Consider the following 18,149-nt stretch of genomic DNA (forward strand, 5'->3'; position numbering starts at 1 on the left):
CAACATCCTTTTGCAGCGGCAGGTGGCTCAGCGGGTTTCGACCAGCCCATGGCGAACCCGGTTGTAGAGGGTATAGAGCGAGAGCACGAGGATGACCAGCAACAGGCCGTTGACCCAGCTGCCATCGAGCAGGCCAAAGGCGACGCCGGCGCCCAGCACGCCGAAGGCAAACGCCCGGTCGCTTTTGCCCATGGGCCCGTCGTAGCGCCGTGAGGCGCCGGCCAGTGGGCCCATGACCCCGGCATATTCGCTGAAGGTGGCGCACAGGACGACTAGCACCACCAGTGCCGATGACACACCAGGCAGCAAGGCGAAGGGCAGGTAAAGGGCGGCATCGGCGATCACGTCGCACAGTTCGTTGAGGTAGGCGCCAAGGGTGGACTGCTGGTCGAACTCCCGGGCCAACATGCCGTCGACGGCGTTCAGTGCCATGCGCAGCAGCATCCACAGCGGCACCAGCATGAACAGCCAGGGGATGTGGGGCAGGGCGACCAGAAGCATGCCTAGCAGCAGCGACACCACAGCGGCAGCGACGGTAACCTGGTTGGCGGTGATGCCACGGTCGTAAAGGCGCTGTACGGTCGGGCGCAGCAGGGCCTGGAAGCGTGGTTTCAGCTGGTAGATCGATGCCACCGGAAAATCCTTTTTCGTAGTGCGATTGGGCGCCATTGTGTGTGAGTCTTCTTCGCGGGTAAACCCGCTCCCACAGGTTTAGCGTAACTCGGCAAACACGGGTTCTTCTGTAGGAGCGGGTTTACCCGCGAATGCGCCATCCCAAGCGGCCACGTAATTTCAGGCCTCCATCAACCGCTCAACCAATGCTGCGGCATAGCCAGGCAGGGCCGCAAAATCCCGCGCGCACAGCAGCAACTTGCGATTGGCCCACGCCTCTTCAAGCATCACCCAGTGCAACGGCAGCACGCCCTGCCAGCGCTGCACCGCAGCCAGCGGCACCACCCCGACCCCAGCCCCGCCGGCGACCATACGGATTACCCCATCGAAACCCTCGGCCCGCACCCGTACTTGCATGCGGCGCCCTTCGCGCAGTGCCTGTTCTTCCAAATACAACGCCAGCGCACTGCCGGCACCCAGGCCGACATGACCATGGCTCAAGCTGTCGATGAAGCTGGGCGCGGCCGCACTGGCAAGCGGGTGGCCCAGCGGCGTCACCAGCACCAGCGGGTCGTCGCGAAATGGCCGGGTCTGCAGGTGCTCGCTGGGGGCGGCGGTTGAAACGATGCCCAGGTCGGCCATGCCTTGTGTGATCGCCTGCACGATGCGCAAGCTCGGCAGCTCCTGCACGTCCACGCTTACCCCTGGGTTCTGCGCCAGGTAGCTGGCCAGCAGTTCGGGCAGGTATTCGGTAAGCGCTGCGGTATTGCACAGCAGCCGCACCTGGCCTTGTTGCCCGTACGCGTACTGGCCCAGGTCGAACTGCAGGCGCTCGACCTGCTGTGCAATCAGCCGCGCATGCTGCAACAGCGCCTGCCCGGCCGGTGTCGGCTGTACGCCACGGCGGTTACGCTCCAGCAAGGGAATACCCAGCGAGGCTTCCATCGCCCGGATGCGCGCACTGGCGGCCGGCAGCGACAAGTGGCTGCGGCTGGCGCCGGCCGTGATGTTGCCGCACTCCAGGGTGTGCTGGAACAGCTTGAGGTCGATCAGGTCGAAATGCATGTGGCTCTGCCTGTGCAAGAGTCTGACTGAGTATATGGCAGATTTTCACCGCACCCGGCAGCCGTCATCATCGGCCTATGACTACCTTCCTCTCTTTCTACCAGAACATAGGCCCGGCACTGACTGTGCTGGTGGTAATCACCTTTCTGCTGGCTGGCGCGGTGAAAGGCGTGATCGGTCTCGGCCTGCCGACCATCGCCATGGGCCTGCTGGGCCTGGCTATGTCGCCGGCGCAGGCTGCGGCGTTGCTGATTGTGCCTTCAACGCTGACCAATCTGTGGCAGCTGGCCAGCGGCGGGCACCTGCGGGGCTTGCTGATTCGCTTGGGGCCGATGCTGGCGCTGATCTTCGTCGGCACTTTGCTGGGTAGCGCCTGGCTGGGGATCAACAGTGGCCCATGGGCCGTGCACGCACTGGGTGCAGCCTTGTTGGTGTATGCGCTTTATGGGCTGATCGGCCCGGGGTTGCACCTGGCGGCGCGGCATGAGCGCTGGCTGGGGCCGCTCTGCGGGCTGGTCACCGGCGTGATCACCGCGGCAACCGGGGTGTTCGTGATGCCTGCAGTGCCCTACCTGCAGAGCCTGGGCCTGAGCCGGGAGCAGATGATCCAGGCCCTGGGCCTGTCATTCACTGTCTCGACCCTGGCCTTGGCCGTGGGCCTGGCCGGGCAGGATGCCCTGGGTGGCCAGGCACTGGGCGCATCGCTGCTGATGCTGGCGCCGGCCCTGCTCGGCATGCTGGCCGGGCAGTGGCTGCGTCAGCGTATCAGCGCGCAGCTGTTCAAGCGTTGCTTCTTCATCGGCCTGGCCGCCCTCGGCGGCCATCTGCTGATCAACGGTTAGCAGACGAAGCGCTGAGCATGTCGACCCGCTGGATATCGAAATCGCGCTCCAGGTAATCCATGCGTTTTTCAAAGAACGCGGTCATGTGCGGCAGGGCCGAGTGCACGTCCAGCGCGGCCTGGTCGGCCCATACCTCGAAGAACACGAACAGGCTGGGGTCTTCCTTGTCGCGCAGCATGTGGTACTCGATGCAGCCTGGTTCCTGGCGGCTTGGCTCGACATAGGGGCGGAACAGGGTTTCGAACGCATCAGCCATGTCCGGGCGGGTCTTGGCTTTGAGGATGAAGGCGAACTGCTCACTCATGGGGCGCTACTCGGTGATGGGAGATGAACCGATTCTACGGCAATAATTAGGTCTGTATTTGTGACTTCAGGTCAATTGTATTTTGCCCCGCCCCTGCTGTATCCCGTGCCCGCGAGCCTCTAACCTGCAGACCTGAATTTTTCCTCGAGGCTCGCATGACGAAGATCCTTTTGCTCAACGGTGGTAAACAGTTCGCTCACTCCGATGGTCGCCTCAACGCGACCCTGCACGAAGCGGCCATCGCCCATCTCGACCGGGCCGGCTTCGATGTGCGCCAGACCTTTATCGATGGCGGTTACGACGCCCAGGAAGAAGTGGAAAAATTCCTCTGGGCCGATGTCGTGATCTATCAAATGCCCGGCTGGTGGATGGGCGCGCCGTGGACGGTAAAGAAGTACATCGACGATGTCTTCACCGCAGGCCACGGCAGCCTGTATGCCAACGACGGCCGTACCCGTTCGGACCATTCGCAGAAGTACGGCAGCGGTGGCCTGGTGCATGGCAAGCAGTACATGCTGTCGCTGACCTGGAACGCGCCGCAGCAGGCGTTTGATGACCCGAGCGACTTCTTCGAGGGTAAAGGCGTGGATGCGGTGTATTTCCCGTTCCATAAGGCTAATCAGTTCCTTGGCATGACTGGCCTGCCGACGTTCCTGGCGACGGATGTGATGAAGCGGCCGGATGTGCCGGCTGCGTTGGCGGCCTATGAGGCGCATCTGGACAAGGTGTTTGGCAAGGCACAATAAGGTTTTGCCTGTTCTGGCCTCTTCGCGGGTAAACCCGCTCCTACACAGATCGTTGTAGGAGCGGGTTCATCGAGGCGTCGAACCGCCGCGAATAGGCCAGAATAGGCACCGCTGGACTTGGCCTTAACAAGCAGCTATCTATTCCCAGCAGCGTCCAACCACAGGCCCAGATGTGAAAACCCGATCCGAAGAACTCCAGGTATTCGTCGCCGTCATCGACTGCGGCTCGATCTCCGCCGCCGCCGAGCAGATGGGCCAGACCCCCTCTGCCGTCAGCCGCACCCTGTCGCGCCTGGAAGGCAAGCTGGGTACCACGCTGGTCAACCGCACCACCCGGCGCATGGACCTCACCGAAGAGGGCCGGTTCTTCCTCGAGCGCTCACGGCTGATCCTCGAGCAGATGGACGAGATGGAAGAGCGTCTGTCGATGAACCGCCAGACCCCCACCGGGCGCCTGCGCATCAACGCCGCCGCGCCGTTCATGCTGCATGCCATCCTGCCGTGGATTGGCGAGTTCCGCCGCGAGTACCCAGGTATCGAGCTGGAACTGAACACTGACGACCTGATCATCGACCTGCTGGAACAGAGCACCGACGTGGCGATCCGCATCGGTGAGCTGGCCGATTCCAGCTTGCATGCGCGTAACCTGGGTTGCAGCCCGGTGCAGGTGCTGGCCAGCCCTGCCTACCTGGAGCAGCACGGCACGCCACAGCGCGTCGAGGACCTGGCCAGCCACTGCCTGCTCGGCTTCAGCCAGCCCGAGTCACTCAACCACTGGCCGCTGCGCCATGCCCAGGGCGACCGCTGGAGCATTCGCCCGGCGCTGATCGCCTCTAGCGGCGAAACCTTGCGTCAGTTGGCGCTAGCCGGTGAGGGTATTGTCAGCCTGTCGCACTTCATGACCCACGAGGACATCCGCGCCGGGCGCCTGCAGGTGCTGTTGAGCGAAGCAAACAACGGCTATCGCCAACCGATCCACGCGGTGTACTACCGCAACACTCAGTTGGCGCTGCGCATCCAGTGCTTCCTCGATTTCATCCAGCGCAAGCTGGCGATGTACGCCTGCTGAGTTGCCTGAACGCGACAGATCCTGTCCACAGGCGGCGAAACTTCCTGCTGTTGATTGCACAGTCGAAGCGCTTCGGCCTTACTGACTGCTCAACAAAAACAACACCAAGGAAGTGTCATGCGTATTGTCCCGTTCCAGTACCTGGCTCTCGCAGCCGCGATCCTGAGCTGTTCCTCGGTTTACGCCGCTGATCTGGAGGGTGGCGCGGTGGCCGCCCCCGATCAATATGGTGCACAGGTAGCCGCCGCTATCCTGAATAAGGGCGGCAATGCAGTAGACGCGGCCGTGGCCACGGCCTTCACCCTGGCGGTGACATATCCCGAGGCCGGCAACATTGGCGGGGGTGGTTTCATGACCCTGTTCGTCGACGGCAAGCCGTACTTCCTCGACTACCGCGAAGTGGCGCCCAAGGCCGCCACGCGCAACATGTACCTGGACGACAAGGGTGAGGTGATCGAGAACCTCAGCCTGGTCGGCGTGCGCGCCGCTGGCGTGCCCGGCACGGTGATGGGCCTGTGGGAAGCGCACCAGAAGTTCGGCAAGCTGCCCTGGAGCGAGCTGCTAACCCCGGCCATCGGCTATGCGAAAAACGGCTTCAAGGTGGCCGAAAAGCAGTACCAGTACCGCAACGATGCCCAGGGCATGTTCAAGACCGCGACCAACTTCAACGACTACTTCGGCAACATGAAGGTTGGCGAGCTGTTCAAGCAGCCGGAAATGGCCCAGACCCTGGAGCGCATCGCCGACAAGGGTGTAAGCGAGTTCTACCAGGGCAAGACTGCCGATTTGCTGGTGGCGCAGATGCACGCCGACAAGGGCCTGATCACCAAGGAAGACCTGAAGGACTACAAGGCCGTGTGGCGTGAGCCGATGGCCGTCAGCTGGCGTGGCAACGTGGTGTACACCGCGCCACCACCCAGCTCCGGCGGTGTGGCGCTGGCCCAGTTGCTGGGCATCAAGGAAGACCGCGCAGCCGACTTCAAAGGGGTAGCGCACAACTCGGCGCAGTACATCCACTTGCTGGCCGAGATCGAAAAGCGTGTGTTCGCCGACCGCGCCGACTACCTTGGCGACCCGGCCTTCACCCAAGTGCCTGTGGACAAGCTGGTGGCCAAGGACTACCTGGCCAAGCGCGCCGCGCAGGTCAACCCCAAGGCGATTTCCGACACCGACAAGGTCAAGCCGGGCCTGGAGCCGCACCAGACCACGCACTTCTCGATCGTTGACAAGCAGGGCAACGCGGTCAGCAACACCTACACCCTCAACCTCGACTACGGCAGTGGTGTGGTGGTGAAGGGCGCGGGTTTCCTGCTGAATGACGAAATGGACGACTTCAGTGCCAAGCCGGGGGCGGCGAATGCCTTTGGCGTGGTCGGTGGCGATGCCAACGCGATCGAACCGGGCAAGCGCATGCTGTCATCGATGAGCCCCAGCCTGATGACCCGTGATGGCAAGGTCGAGCTGGTGATCGGCACCCCGGGCGGTTCGCGGATCTTTACCTCGATCTTCCAGGTGATGAACAACCTGTATGACTACGGCATGCCGCTGGACAAGGCGGTGGCGGCGCAGCGTGTGCACCATCAGTTGCTGCCTAAGGACACCATTTACTTCGACAGCTATGCGCCGTTGACCGGGCCGGTGGCTGACGGGCTGAAGAAGATGGGCTACGTGCTGGAGGACCAGGGTTGGGAGATGGGTGATATCCAGGCGATTCGGGTGGATGGGGCGAAGCTGGAGACCGCTTCCGATCCGCGGGGGCGTGGGGTGGGGATGGTCGTCAAGTAAAAACCTGTTCCATTGCCGGGAGGGCTTTGCCCTCCATCGCGACACAAGGCCGCTCCTACAAGGAACGCGATCTCCTGTAGGAGCGGCCTTGCGTCGCGATAGGGCCGCAAAGCGGCCCCAAGGTCTTAAACTCAAACGCGGAACTGGCTGACCAATGTCTGCAATTGCCCGCCAAGGCGCGCCAGCTCGACACTGGACGCCGCCGTCTCATCACTGGCCGCCGCCGTCTGCTCCGACACATCACGCACATTCAGGATACTGCGGCTGATCTCTTCGGCCACCGCACTCTGCTGCTCGGCCGCCGCAGCAATCTGCTGGTTCATCGACTGAATGCTCGACACCGTGCTGGTGATATTTTCCAGTGATACCCCGGCCTTGCGCGCCAGTTCGACGCTGCTGTCGGTCAGGGTGCGGCTGCCTTGCATGGCGTTGGCCACTTGCTGGGTGCCATGCTGCAGGCTGGCAATCAACTCCTCGATCTCTTCGGTGGACTTCTGCGTGCGTTGCGCCAGGCCGCGCACTTCGTCGGCAACCACGGCAAACCCACGGCCCGCCTCACCAGCCCGCGCCGCTTCGATCGCCGCGTTCAGCGCCAGCAGGTTGGTCTGTTCGGCCACCGACTTGATCACGTCCATCACGCTGCCAATCTTCTGGCTTTCCTGTTGCAGCAGGTTCATGGCCTCGGTGGAGCGATGCATGTCTTCGGCCAGGCGCTCGATCTGGCCAATCGCCTCACCCACCACGCGGTCACCGGCGCGGGCTTCGTCATCGGCACCGGTGGCGGCGTGCGAGGCCTGTTCGGCATTACGCGCCACTTCCTGAACAGTGGCGGCCATTTCATGCATGGCGGTGGCCACCTGGTCGGTCTCGACCTTCTGGCTGTTGGCGCCAGCGCTGGTCTGCTCGGTCACGGCCGACAGCTCTTCGGCGGCGCTGGCGATCTGAGTGACGCCATCGCGAATACCGCTGATCAGGTCGCGCAGGGTGGTGCCCATGCGTGCGATGCCTTGTTGCAGTACGCCCAGCTCGTCCCGGCGGTTGACGCGCAGGTCGTGGGTCAGGTCGCCGCTGGCGATCTTTTCCACCGCTGCGAGGGTGTCACGCAACGGGCGGGTGATCTGGCGGGTGATCAGCACCGCTGCCAGCACACCCACCAGCAACGCCAGCAACGTGGCGATGGCTTGCAGGCTGCGGGCCTGGGTGCTTTCGATGTCGCGGCGCTCCAGCTGGATCTGGTACAGCGCGTCGCTGCGCTTGACGATATCGGCACCTTGCACGGTCATTTCGGCGCGCGAGGTGGTGATGTTGGCGACTGCGTCGCGGAACTGGCGCACGGCGTCGCGGTAGGCCAGCACCGCGCTTTCGAACGGCTGCAGGCGTGTGCTTTCGCCAGGCAGCTGGCGCTTGAGGTTATCGATGTCGGCCAGTGCCGCGTCCAGTTGGCGCAGGGCGGCCTGTTCATTGGCGGCACTGTTGTCGGCAATGTAGCCACGCACGTCGATGCGCACTTGCAGCAGTTGCTGGCGGGCCTTGCTGATCAGTTGGTACTGGGCAAGGCGCATACTGTCGGCCTCCGGGCGAGCCATCACTTCCTGGCTAAGCACGTCCATGGCCTGGTCGGCGCGGCTGGCCGAGCTGTCCATGGCGCTTCGTGCGGTGCGGGTGGCGTCGTAGCCCTGGCGCATCTTGTTCAGCGACAGCTTGTAGGTGCTGATGGTTTCGCCCAGTTCGCTCAGCAGCTGGATGTTCTCCGGGCTCTTGAACGTGCGGGCCAGGTAGGCCTGCTGCTTGCTGAAGGCGTCCAGCTTGGCCTGGGTGTTGGCAGCTGCGGCATCGTCGCCGTTGGCGATCATGTACTGCAGGCGCGCGATGCGCAGGTCGGTGAGGTCTTTGTTCAACTGGCCGATGTCACCCATCCAGTTGCTGCGGTCGATCAGGCTGCCCAGGCTGGTCCAGCCGGTCAGGGCCAGCAGGCCGGTGAGGATCAGCACCAGGCCGAAGCCCAGGCCGAGTTTGAGGTTGACGCTGATGTTGGCGAACCAGCTGTTCATGCACGCTCTCCAGAAGTAGTTTTCGCTCTCTTGATCTTCGATCGCCAGGCGTTGTTGTTCTGGATGCCCGCTGACTCGTGCAGGGGTTATCGGCAGTGATCATGGAAGCTGAAACGCTTTTTCAGCAATAACGATTACGCGATTTTTGTAGGAGCGGCCTTGTGTCGCGAAAGGGCCGCGAAGCGGCCCCTGGGTTTCAGTGCTGATCCAACTATTGCTGGGGCCGCTTTGCGGCCCTTTCGCGACACAAGGCCGCTCCTACACTGACCGCGTCAGCCTGTTGGGCAAGGCATCAGAGGTTACGCGCACTGAAGGTGTCGCAGCGGTTCACCTCGCCTTCGGCAAACCCGGTCTTGAACCAGCGCACCCGCTGCGCCGAGGTGCCATGGGTGAACGAGTCCGGTACCACACGCCCGCGGCCCTGCTGCTGCAGGCGGTCATCGCCAATGGCATTGGCTGCGTTCAGCGCTTCCTCGACATCACCCGGCTCCAGCCAGTTCAGGCGCTTCTGCGCCTGGTAGGCCCATACCCCGGCCAGGCAGTCGGCTTGCAGTTCCTGGCGCACCAGCAGGCCGTTGTCGCCTTCCATGCGCTGGCCGCTGCGGCGAGCGGCATCGACCTTGGCCGACACCCCCAGCAGCGTTTGCACATGGTGACCGATTTCGTGGGCGATTACGTAGGCCTGGGCGAAATCACCGGCTGCGGCGAAGCGGGTTTCCATCTCGCGGAAGAACGAGGTGTCCAGGTACACCTGCTGGTCGGCCGGGCAGTAGAACGGCCCCACCGCCGCTGAGGCAAAGCCACAGGCAGAATTGACCTGGCCGCTGAACAACACAAGCTTGGGGTCACGGTATTGTTTGCCGGCTTCGGCAAACAGAGCCTTCCAGGTGTCCTCGGTATCGCCCAGGATCGAGGCGACGAACTCGGCTTGCTCGTCGTTGGCCGGCGGCGCCTTGCCGCCAGCGCCACGGGGGGCTGTTTGCTGTTGCTGCTGTTCCATCTGGCCAGTGAGCTGGCCCAGGATCTGCAACGGGTCCTGCCCGGTAAGCCAGCCAATACCGACGATCAGCAGAATCGCGCCGAGCCCCAAGCCTTTACCGCCGCCGAATCGCATGCCGCCACCGCCACCTGCGCCTCGGGCATCAACCACATTGTCGCTGCGTCGGCCTTTTCGCCATTCCATGAATGCGCTCCAGAGCGTGAAACAAGAAGACAAATATTAGTTCAGGTCAATCGATGGCGACAGACATAGGTGTTCAAGCATAACCATATGGTTATGTTTGCATGGCTTCATTTCAATATTCTTCGCGCACGACATGCCGGAAACTGCAAGTCCGCCTGCCACGCCCAGGCTTTTACATAATTCCAAGAGAGGAAACCGGCATGCCCGCACAGGACAATAGCCGCTTCGTGATCCGTGATCGCAACTGGCACCCGAAAGCCCTTACGCCTGACTACAAAACGTCCATCGCCCGCTCACCGCGTCAGGCACTGGTCAGCATCCCGCAATCGATCAGCGAAACCACCGGCCCCGACTTTTCCCACCTGGGTTTCGGTACCCACGACCATGACCTGCTGCTGAACTTCAACAACGGTGGCCTGCCGATCGGCGAACGCATCATCGTTGCTGGCCGCGTCGTCGACCAGTACGGCAAGCCTGTGCCGAACACCCTGGTGGAGATGTGGCAAGCCAACGCCGGCGGCCGCTATCGCCACAAGAACGACCGCTACCTGGCACCGCTGGACCCTAACTTCGGTGGCGTCGGTCGCTGCCTGACCGACCGTGACGGCTACTACAGCTTCCGCACCATCAAGCCGGGCCCGTACCCATGGCGCAACGGCCCGAACGACTGGCGCCCGGCGCACATCCACTTCGCCATCAGCGGCCCGTCGATCGCCACCAAGCTGATCACCCAGCTGTACTTCGAAGGTGACCCGCTGATCCCGATGTGCCCGATCGTCAAGTCGATCGCCAACCCTGAAGCCGTGCAGCAGTTGATCGCCAAGCTCGACATGAGCAGCGCCAACCCGATGGACTGCCTGGCCTACCGCTTCGACATCGTGCTGCGCGGCCAGCGCAAGACCCACTTCGAAAACTGCTGAGGACCCCGCCATGCCAATCGAACTGCTGCCGGAAACCCCTTCGCAGACCGCCGGCCCCTACGTGCACATCGGCCTGGCCCTGGAAGCGGCCGGCAACCCGACCCGCGACCAGGAAATCTGGAACCGCCTGGCCAAACCGGACGCACCGGGCGAGCACATTCTGCTGCTTGGCCAGGTGTACGACGGTAACGGCCACCTGGTGCGCGACTCGTTCCTGGAAGTGTGGCAAGCCGACGCCAATGGCGAGTACCAGGATGCCTACAACCTGGAAAACGCTTTCAACAGCTTTGGCCGCACTGCGACCACGTTCGATGCCGGTGAGTGGACCCTGCACACGGTCAAGCCGGGTGTGGTGAACAACGCCGCTGGCGTGCCGATGGCGCCGCACATCAACATCAGCCTGTTTGCCCGTGGCATCAACATTCACCTGCACACGCGGTTGTATTTCGATGATGAGGCCCAGGCCAACGCCAAGTGCCCGGTGCTCAACCTGATCGAGCAGCCGCAACGCCGTGAGACGCTGATTGCCAAGCGTTGCGAAGTGGACGGGAAGACGGCGTATCGCTTTGATATCCGTATTCAGGGGGAAGGGGAGACGGTGTTCTTCGACTTCTGAATGAGGCCTGGGGCCGCGTTGCGGCCCATTCGCGGGGCAAGCCCGCTCCCACAGAGTGCTGTAGTACCTGTGTGAGCGGGCTTGTCCCGCGAATGCTTTAACGCCGAACCAGCAACACCCCACTTTCCATATGGTGGGTATACGGGAACTGGTCAAACAACGCACACCGCTCGATGCGGTGGGTGTCCTGCAACTGGGCAATGTTTGCCGCCAGCGTCTCCGGGTTGCACGAGATGTACAGGATCCGCTCGAAACGCCGGGTCAGCTCGCAGGTATCCGGGTCCATCCCCGCGCGCGGCGGGTCGACGAACACCGTACCGAAGTCATAGCTTTTCAGGTCGATGCCTTCCAGCCGGCGGAACGGCCGCACCTCGTTCAGCGCCTGGGTCAGCTCTTCTGCAGACAGGCGCACCAACCGCACGTTATCCACAGCGTTCTCGTCGAGGTTGCTCAACGCGGCATTGACCGACGTCTTGCTGATCTCGGTGGCCAGCACCTGGCGCACGCGGGTGGCCAGTGGCAGGGTGAAGTTGCCGTTGCCGCAGTACAGCTCCAGCAGGTCGTCCTCACGCTCGCCAATTGCCTCGAAAGCCCAGCTCAGCATCTTCTGGTTTACTGCACCGTTAGGCTGGGTGAAGGCACCTTCCGGCTGGCGATAGCTGAACACACGGCCAGCCACGTCGAGTTTTTCCACCGCGTAGTCGCGGCCGATTACCAGGCGCTTGCCTTTGGAGCGGCCAATCACGCTAACGCCCAATGTCTCGGACAGCTGCCGTGCAGCCACTTCCCAGGCCTCGTCCAGCGGGCGGTGGTAGCACAGGGTGATCATGGCGTCGCCCGCCAGGGTGGTGAGGAACTCCACCTGGAACAGGCGGTTGCCCAGTGCTTCGCTGGCCTGCCAGGCTGCTTTCAGGCGCGGCATCAGTTCGTTGATGCGCTGGCTGGCAATCGGGAAGTCGTCGATCAGGATCGCCTTGTGCTTCTCGCCAGGGGCAAACATGGCGTAGTGACGCTGGCCATCCTCGCGCCACAGACGGAACTCGGCGCGCAGGCGGTAGTGCTCACGCGGCGATTCGAAAACAGCCGGCTCCGGCGCGCCGAACGGCGCCAGCAGCTCGCGCAGCCGGGCCACCTTGGCATCCAGCTGGGTGGCGTAGGAGGAGGGGTCGAAAGCAGCACTCATGCGTTGAACCAGCCCAGCTTGATGACGAACAGGATGGAAAGGATCACCAGGGCCGGGTTCAGGTCGCGGTGGCGGCCGGAGATCAGCTTGACGGCGGTCCAGGAAATGAAGCCGAAGGCGATGCCGTTGGCGATCGAGTAAGTCAGCGGCATGGCCAGGGCAGTTACCACGACCGGTGCGGCTTCGGTGACATCGTCCCAGTTTATTTCTGCCAGGCCCGAAGCCATGAGCACCGCGACGAACAGCAGTGCCGGGGCGGTGGCGAAGGCTGGCACGCTACCGGCCAGCGGCGCGAAGAACAGCGCCAGCAGGAACAGCACGGCGACCACGATGGCGGTCAGGCCGGTACGGCCACCGGCGCTCACGCCTGCGGCAGACTCGATGTAGCTGGTGGTGGTCGAGGTGCCCAGCAGCGAACCGGCCATGGCGGCAGTGCTGTCGGCGATCAGCGCACGGCCCATCTTCGGCATGTGGCCGTCCTTGCCCATCAGCCCGGCGCGCTTGGCCACGCCGATCAGGGTGCCGGAGTTGTCGAACAGGTCGACGAACAGGAAGGCGAAGATCACGCTGACCAGGCCCACGTCCAACGCGCCGGCGATGTCCAGTTGCAGGAAGGTCGGTGCAAGCGACGGCGGCATGGAAACGATCCCGCCAAATGGCGTCACGCCCATCACGATCGAGGCGATGGTCACCACCAGGATGCCGATCAGCACGGCGCCGCGCACTTTCAGCGACTCCAGGCCTACGATCAGGAAGAAGCCCAGGGTGGCGAGGATCGGTGCCGGCTGCTTGAGGTCGCCCAAGCCTACCAAGGTAGCCGGGTTATCGACGACGATGCCCGCGTTATGCAGGGCGATCAGCGCCAGGAACAGACCGATACCGGCGGCAATCGCCGAGCGCAGCGGCAACGGGATGCTGTTCACGATCCATTCGCGGATGCGGAAGATCGACAGCAGGAAGAACATCACCGCCGACAGGAACACCGCGCCCAGTGCCACCTGCCAGGTGTGGCCCATGTGCAGCACCACGGTGTAGGTGAAGAACGCGTTCAGGCCCATGCCCGGCGCCAGGGCGATCGGGTAGTTGGCGATCAGGCCCATGGTGGTAGAGCCGATGGCCGCTGCCAGGCAGGTGGCGACGAAGATCGCGCCCTTGTCCATGCCGGTCTCGCCGAGGATGCTCGGGTTGACGAACAGGATGTAGGCCATGGCCAGGAAGGTAGTGACGCCCGCGAGAATCTCGGTGCGAACGTTGGTGTTATGTGCTTTTAGTTGAAACAGCCTTTCCAGCATGCCCGCTCCCCAAGGCGCCCCCGGCGCCATGAATATATCGACCCCATCAGCAAAGCACAGACCGTACCGGTTGCCGTGGTTTTGTGTGGGGAGGAAAAAAGCCGCGCATCATACCAGCATGCTGGACGGGGGCCTATGGCCGTTGGGGAATGGGTGCTCTGTAGTCTGTGCCGGCCTCTTCGCGGGTAAACCCGCTCCTGGAAGTAACGCGCCGCCCTCAGGCTCTGCGAATCCCTGTAGGAGCGGGTTTACCCGCGAAAGGGCCAGTACAGGTTATCGCTCAACCATTATGCAACCGATCCCGCTTGGCCAATGTCGGGAACAGTTTTATCCACACCCCAGTCACCACCAAAGTGCCCACCCCACCCATCACCACAGCCGGCACTGTGCCAAACCAGTGCGCCGTCACCCCCGATTCAAACTCGCCGAGCTGGTTCGAGGCACCAATGAACAGCCCGTTCACCGCACTCACCCGTCCGCGCATTTCATCTGGCGTCTCCAGCTGCACGAACGAACTGCGAATGACCATGCTGATCATGTCCGCCGCGCCCAGCACCACCAGCACCGCCAGCGAGAACCAGAACGAGGTGGACAGGCCAAAGGCAATGGTCGCCACGCCGAAAATGCCCACTGCCGTGAACATGGTGCGGCCGACATTACGCTCGAACGGGAAGCGCGCCAGCCACAGCGACATCAGCAGCGCCCCTACCGCTGGCGCCGAGCGCAGCAGGCCGAGGCCCAGTGGGCCGGTCAGCAGGATGTCCTTGGCGAAGACCGGCAGCAGCGCGGTGGCGCCGCCCAGCAGCACGGCGAACAGGTCCAGCGAGATGGCGCCGAGGATGTCGGGGCGGCTGCGGATGAAGCGGATGCCCGCCAGCAGCGACTCGATGCTGGCGCGCCCGCGCTGCACCACCTGGCCGCGCGCCTGCAGGCTCAGGGTCAGTACGCAGGCGATGGCGTACAGGGCCACGGTTGGGCCGTACACCCAGATGCTGCCGAAGGCATACAGGAAGCCGCCAACCGCCGGCGCGACAATGGTCGCCGACTGCGTGGCCGAGGCTGACGCTGCCACAGCCCGCGGGAACAGCCCGGGCGGTACCACGTTGGGCAGCAGCGCCTGGGTCGCCGGCATTTCGAACGAGCGGGTGGCGCCGAGCAGGAAGGCCAGGGCGAAGATCAGCTCGCGGGTAACGTTGTCGGTGGCGCTGCCCACGGCCAGCGCCAGGGCAATCAGCCCCTGCAGGCTCTGGCACAGGGCGGCGACCTTGCGCCGGTCGTAGCGGTCGGCGACATGCCCGGTATGCAGCATGAACAGCACCCGTGGGGCGAATTCGACCAGGCCGACCAGGCCCAGGTCCAGCACATTGCCGGTCAACTGGTAGAGGTGCCAGCCAATGGCCACGGTGAGCATCTGGAAGCCGCTGGCGGTAAACACGCGGGCCAGCCAGAACGCCAGGAAAGGGCGGTGATGACGCAACAACTGCGGTGCGGAATCGGACATCGGAAACCAGGGGCCTCGGCGCAGTAGACGGGGTGCGCAGCGTATCACCTGTTTGTAACAAGCGGTTACTGTTTGCCCGGATCGGCACTTTTTCAGTGTTTATGTAAGAGGGTGGGGCAACCGGTCACGCGGCAATCAACCACACGGCTCGCCGGGCCATTCGGGACTATGCTTTCTGGCAGTCATTGATCTGGGTCAATCATTGCAAATGAAACGATCCGGTCGTGATCGGGCCATCGGCCCTAATCCCTGCAAATCGAACAGAACAATTCCAACTCGCCGTACTCGACTATGTGGGGGCAGTGGGCGACAGGGCCACGAGCCCGAACGCCGGATTATCTGAAGAGGAAGCACTATGTTCGGTTTAGAGGCCCTAGATCTCGCCCGAATCCAGTTCGCGTTTACCGTGTCTTTTCATATCCTGTTCCCGGCCATCACCATTGGCCTGGCGAGCTACCTCGCAGTGCTTGAAGGCCTTTGGCTGAAGACCGACAAGCAGGTCTACCGCGACCTTTACCACTTCTGGTCGAAGATCTTCGCTGTCAACTTCGGCATGGGCGTGGTTTCCGGGCTGGTGATGGCGTATCAGTTTGGCACCAACTGGAGCCGTTTTTCCGAATTCGCAGGTTCGGTGACCGGGCCGCTGCTGACCTATGAGGTGCTGACGGCGTTCTTTCTTGAAGCCGGCTTCCTCGGTGTGATGCTGTTCGGCTGGAACCGTGTTGGTCGCGGGCTGCACTTTTTCTCCACCTGCATGGTGGCGCTCGGCACGCTGGTATCGACATTCTGGATTCTGGCTTCCAACAGCTGGATGCAGACCCCACAGGGGCATGCCATTGTCGATGGCAGGGTAATCCCGGTTGATTGGCTGGCGATCATCTTCAACCCGTCATTCCCGTTCCGACTCATGCACATGGCCACCGCCGCCTTTGTCGCCACGGCGTTTTTCGTCGGTGCCTCGGCGGCCTGGCACCTGCTGCGCGGGCGTGACAACCCGTCGGTGCGCAAGATGTTGTCGATGGCCATGTGGATGGCATTGATCGTGGCGCCGATCCAGGCAGTGATCGGTGACTTCCATGGCCTCAATACCCTCAAGCACCAGCCGGTGAAGATTGCCGCCATCGAAGGGCATTGGGAAAACACCCCAGGCGAACCGACCCCGCTGATCCTGTTCGGCATCCCCGACATGCAAGCCGAAACCACGCGATTCAAAGTCGAGATCCCAGCGCTGGGCAGCCTCATCCTGACCCACAGCCTGGACCAGCAAGTGCCAGCGATGAAGGAGTTTCCCGCCGAGGACCGGCCCAATTCGACGATCATCTTCTGGTCGTTCCGGGTGATGGTTGCGCTTGGCTTGCTGATGATCGCTGCGGGGCTGTGGAGCCTGTTATTGCGCAAAGGCGGCAAGCTCTACAGCTCGCGTCCGTTCCTGCACTTTGTGATGTGGATGGGGCCGTCTGGGCTGATTGCGATCCTGGCCGGCTGGTTCACCACCGAAATCGGGCGACAGCCTTGGGTGGTCTACGGCGTGATGCGCACGGCCGATGGCGTGTCCAACCACAGTTATGCCCAGCTGGGCTTTACCTTGGTGGCGTTCGTGGTGGTGTACTTCGCCCTGTTCGGCACCGGTTTCGCCTACATGATGCGCCTGGTGCGCAAAGGCCCACACACCGGCGAAGGCGACGAACCACGCCCTGGCGGGCCAGGCCAGAAGCGCACACCTGCGCGGCCGCTGTCCGCTGCCGAGGACGGCAGCGAAGCCTCAACTGCAGACCTGAGCAAGGGGAACTGAGCCATGGGTATCGACCTTCCGTTGATCTGGGCCGTGATCATCATTTTCGGCGTCATGATGTATGTGGTGATGGATGGCTTTGACCTCGGCATCGGCATGCTCTTCCCCTTCGTCAAGGGCGAGCGTGACCGGGACGTGATGATGAACACGGTGGCGCCCGTATGGGACGGTAACGAAACCTGGCTGGTGCTGGGGGGGGCTGGCCTGTTTGGGGCGTTCCCGATGGCCTACGCGGTGGTACTCGAAGCGCTGTACCTGCCGCTGATCCTGATGCTGATTGGCTTGATCTTCCGCGGGGTAGCCTTCGAGTTCCGCTTCAAGGCCAGCGCCCACCGTCGTCACCTTTGGGACAAGGCGTTCATCTGGGGTTCGCTGGTGGCCACGTTCTTCCAGGGTGTGGCATTGGGGGCGTTCATCGAAGGCTTCAAGGTCGTCGACCGGCACTACGCCGGCGGTTCGCTGGACTGGTTGACGCCGTTCAGCATTTTCAGCGGCCTGGGGCTGATCGTGGCGTATGCGCTGCTGGGCTGCACCTGGTTGATCATGAAGACCGAGGGCCCGCTGCAGGAACAGATGCACAAGCTCGGGCGGCCGCTGGCCTTGGTGTTGCTCGCTGTGATCGGTATCGTCAGCTTGTGGACACCTGTGGCTTATCCACAAATCGCCGACCGCTGGTTCAGCATGCCTAACCTGATCTGGTTCATGCCGGTGCCGCTGCTGGTGCTGGTGACGTTCTACGGGCTGTTCAAGGCGGTGGCGCGCAACGCTCACTACACACCGTTCCTGCTGACGTTGGTGCTGATTTTCCTGGGTTACAGCGGTCTTGGCATCAGCTTGTGGCCCAATATCATTCCGCCGTCGATTTCGATCTGGGAGGCTGCGGCGCCACCCCAAAGCCAAGGCTTCATGCTCGTGGGTACCTTGTTCATCCTGCCCTTCATCCTTGGCTACACGTTCTGGAGCTACTACGTGTTCCGCGGCAAGGTGACTCACGACCAGGGCTATCACTAGGAGGCCGAATGATGACGGGCAAGCAGGGTCTTGAAGAAAAGAAACCGCTGTGGCAGCGGCTGGGTTGGCTGGTGCTGATCTGGGCGATGAGTGTAGCGGCGCTGGGGGTAGCAGCCTGGGTGATGCGCCTGTTCATGGGGGCTGCTGGCCTGACTACCCATTAAGAAAAGCGGGGGC

General features: G+C 62.8%; 17 protein-coding genes. 9 read left to right on the forward strand and 8 right to left on the reverse strand.

Going from position 1 to position 18,149, the window contains the following annotated elements; translation table 11 throughout:
• Positions 1 to 27: 27 nt before the first annotated feature.
• Positions 28 to 633 (reverse strand): CDP-alcohol phosphatidyltransferase family protein, encoded by a 606-nt coding sequence (locus tag ACIP02_RS05910; RefSeq protein WP_400614194.1) that lies wholly within the window; start codon positions 631 to 633, stop codon positions 28 to 30.
• A gap of 159 nt (positions 634 to 792) precedes the next feature.
• Entirely contained in the window at positions 793 to 1,677 is an 885-nt protein-coding gene (locus ACIP02_RS05915) for a LysR family transcriptional regulator (protein ID WP_400614196.1), read from the reverse strand.
• Between the two features lie 77 nt (positions 1,678 to 1,754).
• Here ACIP02_RS05915 and ACIP02_RS05920 point away from each other — a divergent pair, with 77 nt between their 5' ends.
• Positions 1,755 to 2,519, forward strand: coding sequence for a sulfite exporter TauE/SafE family protein (locus ACIP02_RS05920; RefSeq protein ID WP_400614199.1), 765 nt, complete (start codon positions 1,755 to 1,757; stop codon positions 2,517 to 2,519).
• Here ACIP02_RS05920 and ACIP02_RS05925 read toward each other — a convergent pair.
• Positions 2,509 to 2,823, reverse strand: coding sequence for a putative quinol monooxygenase (locus ACIP02_RS05925; RefSeq protein WP_400614201.1), 315 nt, complete (start codon positions 2,821 to 2,823; stop codon positions 2,509 to 2,511). The genes ACIP02_RS05920 and ACIP02_RS05925 overlap by 11 nt on opposite strands.
• 155 nt (positions 2,824 to 2,978) lie before the next feature.
• Here ACIP02_RS05925 and ACIP02_RS05930 point away from each other — a divergent pair, with 155 nt between their 5' ends.
• From ACIP02_RS05930 to ggt, 3 genes are all read left to right on the forward strand, one after another.
• A complete protein-coding gene (locus ACIP02_RS05930) occupies positions 2,979 to 3,569 on the forward strand; it encodes an NAD(P)H-dependent oxidoreductase (RefSeq protein ID WP_400614203.1) in 591 nt (196 codons plus the stop codon).
• 172 nt (positions 3,570 to 3,741) lie between these two features.
• Entirely contained in the window at positions 3,742 to 4,638 is an 897-nt protein-coding gene (locus ACIP02_RS05935) for a LysR family transcriptional regulator (protein WP_400614205.1), read from the forward strand.
• Between the two features lie 117 nt (positions 4,639 to 4,755).
• Positions 4,756 to 6,423 (forward strand): gamma-glutamyltransferase, encoded by a 1,668-nt coding sequence (gene ggt, locus ACIP02_RS05940; protein WP_400614207.1) that lies wholly within the window; start codon positions 4,756 to 4,758, stop codon positions 6,421 to 6,423.
• A 131-nt stretch (positions 6,424 to 6,554) separates the two neighbouring features.
• Here the strand turns inward: ggt and ACIP02_RS05945 are convergent, their stop codons facing one another.
• The gene (locus ACIP02_RS05945; RefSeq protein WP_400614210.1) at positions 6,555 to 8,474 is read right to left on the reverse strand and encodes a methyl-accepting chemotaxis protein; all 1,920 of its coding nucleotides are present in this window, start codon (positions 8,472 to 8,474) and stop codon (positions 6,555 to 6,557) included.
• Positions 8,475 to 8,766: 292 nt separating this feature from the next.
• On the reverse strand, positions 8,767 to 9,657 hold the full coding sequence (locus ACIP02_RS05950; RefSeq protein WP_400614213.1) for a neutral zinc metallopeptidase: 891 nt from the start codon (positions 9,655 to 9,657) through the stop codon (positions 8,767 to 8,769).
• Between the two features lie 200 nt (positions 9,658 to 9,857).
• Between ACIP02_RS05950 and pcaH the strand changes: the two genes are divergently transcribed.
• Both pcaH and pcaG read left to right on the forward strand, forming a co-directional pair.
• The gene (gene pcaH / locus ACIP02_RS05955) at positions 9,858 to 10,577 is read left to right on the forward strand and encodes a protocatechuate 3,4-dioxygenase subunit beta (protein ID WP_400614215.1); all 720 of its coding nucleotides are present in this window, start codon (positions 9,858 to 9,860) and stop codon (positions 10,575 to 10,577) included.
• A gap of 10 nt (positions 10,578 to 10,587) precedes the next feature.
• A complete protein-coding gene (pcaG, locus tag ACIP02_RS05960) occupies positions 10,588 to 11,193 on the forward strand; it encodes a protocatechuate 3,4-dioxygenase subunit alpha (RefSeq protein ID WP_003251601.1) in 606 nt (201 codons plus the stop codon).
• 97 nt (positions 11,194 to 11,290) lie between these two features.
• Here pcaG and trmA read toward each other — a convergent pair whose 3' ends face one another.
• From trmA to ACIP02_RS05975, 3 genes are all read right to left on the reverse strand, one after another.
• A complete protein-coding gene (gene trmA / locus ACIP02_RS05965; RefSeq protein WP_400614217.1) occupies positions 11,291 to 12,376 on the reverse strand; it encodes a tRNA (uridine(54)-C5)-methyltransferase TrmA in 1,086 nt (361 codons plus the stop codon).
• Positions 12,373 to 13,668, reverse strand: a complete 1,296-nt coding sequence (locus ACIP02_RS05970; RefSeq protein WP_400614219.1) for an NCS2 family permease — start codon at positions 13,666 to 13,668, stop codon at positions 12,373 to 12,375. The genes trmA and ACIP02_RS05970 overlap by 4 nt, the downstream gene beginning before the upstream one ends.
• Before the next feature lie 280 nt (positions 13,669 to 13,948).
• On the reverse strand, positions 13,949 to 15,169 hold the full coding sequence (locus ACIP02_RS05975; RefSeq protein WP_400614221.1) for an MFS transporter: 1,221 nt from the start codon (positions 15,167 to 15,169) through the stop codon (positions 13,949 to 13,951).
• A gap of 355 nt (positions 15,170 to 15,524) precedes the next feature.
• On the opposite strand from ACIP02_RS05975, the gene ACIP02_RS05980 reads away from it, so the two are divergent.
• The 3 genes from ACIP02_RS05980 to ACIP02_RS05990 are packed head-to-tail and all read left to right on the forward strand — an operon-like array spanning position 15,525 to position 18,136.
• Entirely contained in the window at positions 15,525 to 16,961 is a 1,437-nt protein-coding gene (locus ACIP02_RS05980) for a cytochrome ubiquinol oxidase subunit I (RefSeq protein ID WP_400614223.1), read from the forward strand.
• 3 nt (positions 16,962 to 16,964) lie between these two features.
• Positions 16,965 to 17,972, forward strand: coding sequence for a cytochrome d ubiquinol oxidase subunit II (cydB, locus tag ACIP02_RS05985; RefSeq protein WP_400614225.1), 1,008 nt, complete (start codon positions 16,965 to 16,967; stop codon positions 17,970 to 17,972).
• 8 nt (positions 17,973 to 17,980) lie between these two features.
• Positions 17,981 to 18,136: a DUF2474 domain-containing protein gene (locus ACIP02_RS05990; protein ID WP_400614227.1), complete on the forward strand. Its 156-nt coding sequence runs from the start codon at positions 17,981 to 17,983 to the stop codon at positions 18,134 to 18,136.
• Positions 18,137 to 18,149 lie beyond the last annotated feature (13 nt).

The sequence above is a fragment of the Pseudomonas sp. NPDC089408 genome (assembly GCF_044749445.1).
Lineage (GTDB): Bacteria > Pseudomonadota > Gammaproteobacteria > Pseudomonadales > Pseudomonadaceae > Aquipseudomonas.

Bases quoted from the DNA above. Each gene is read 5' to 3' on its own strand.
- ACIP02_RS05915 (WP_400614196.1), bottom strand. From the start codon at position 1,677: ATGCATTTCGACCTGATCGACCTCAAGCTGTTCCAGCACACCCTGGAG.
- ACIP02_RS05920 (WP_400614199.1), top strand. From the start codon at position 1,755: ATGACTACCTTCCTCTCTTTCTACCAGAACATAGGCCCGGCACTGACT.
- ACIP02_RS05925 (WP_400614201.1), bottom strand. From the start codon at position 2,823: ATGAGTGAGCAGTTCGCCTTCATCCTCAAAGCCAAGACCCGCCCGGAC.
- ACIP02_RS05930 (WP_400614203.1), top strand. From the start codon at position 2,979: ATGACGAAGATCCTTTTGCTCAACGGTGGTAAACAGTTCGCTCACTCC.
- ggt (WP_400614207.1), top strand. From the start codon at position 4,756: ATGCGTATTGTCCCGTTCCAGTACCTGGCTCTCGCAGCCGCGATCCTG.
- ACIP02_RS05945 (WP_400614210.1), bottom strand. From the start codon at position 8,474: ATGAACAGCTGGTTCGCCAACATCAGCGTCAACCTCAAACTCGGCCTG.
- ACIP02_RS05950 (WP_400614213.1), bottom strand. From the start codon at position 9,657: ATGGAATGGCGAAAAGGCCGACGCAGCGACAATGTGGTTGATGCCCGA.
- pcaH (WP_400614215.1), top strand. From the start codon at position 9,858: ATGCCCGCACAGGACAATAGCCGCTTCGTGATCCGTGATCGCAACTGG.
- pcaG (WP_003251601.1), top strand. From the start codon at position 10,588: ATGCCAATCGAACTGCTGCCGGAAACCCCTTCGCAGACCGCCGGCCCC.
- trmA (WP_400614217.1), bottom strand. From the start codon at position 12,376: ATGAGTGCTGCTTTCGACCCCTCCTCCTACGCCACCCAGCTGGATGCC.
- ACIP02_RS05970 (WP_400614219.1), bottom strand. From the start codon at position 13,668: ATGCTGGAAAGGCTGTTTCAACTAAAAGCACATAACACCAACGTTCGC.
- ACIP02_RS05975 (WP_400614221.1), bottom strand. From the start codon at position 15,169: ATGTCCGATTCCGCACCGCAGTTGTTGCGTCATCACCGCCCTTTCCTG.
- ACIP02_RS05980 (WP_400614223.1), top strand. From the start codon at position 15,525: ATGTTCGGTTTAGAGGCCCTAGATCTCGCCCGAATCCAGTTCGCGTTT.
- cydB (WP_400614225.1), top strand. From the start codon at position 16,965: ATGGGTATCGACCTTCCGTTGATCTGGGCCGTGATCATCATTTTCGGC.
- ACIP02_RS05990 (WP_400614227.1), top strand. From the start codon at position 17,981: ATGATGACGGGCAAGCAGGGTCTTGAAGAAAAGAAACCGCTGTGGCAG.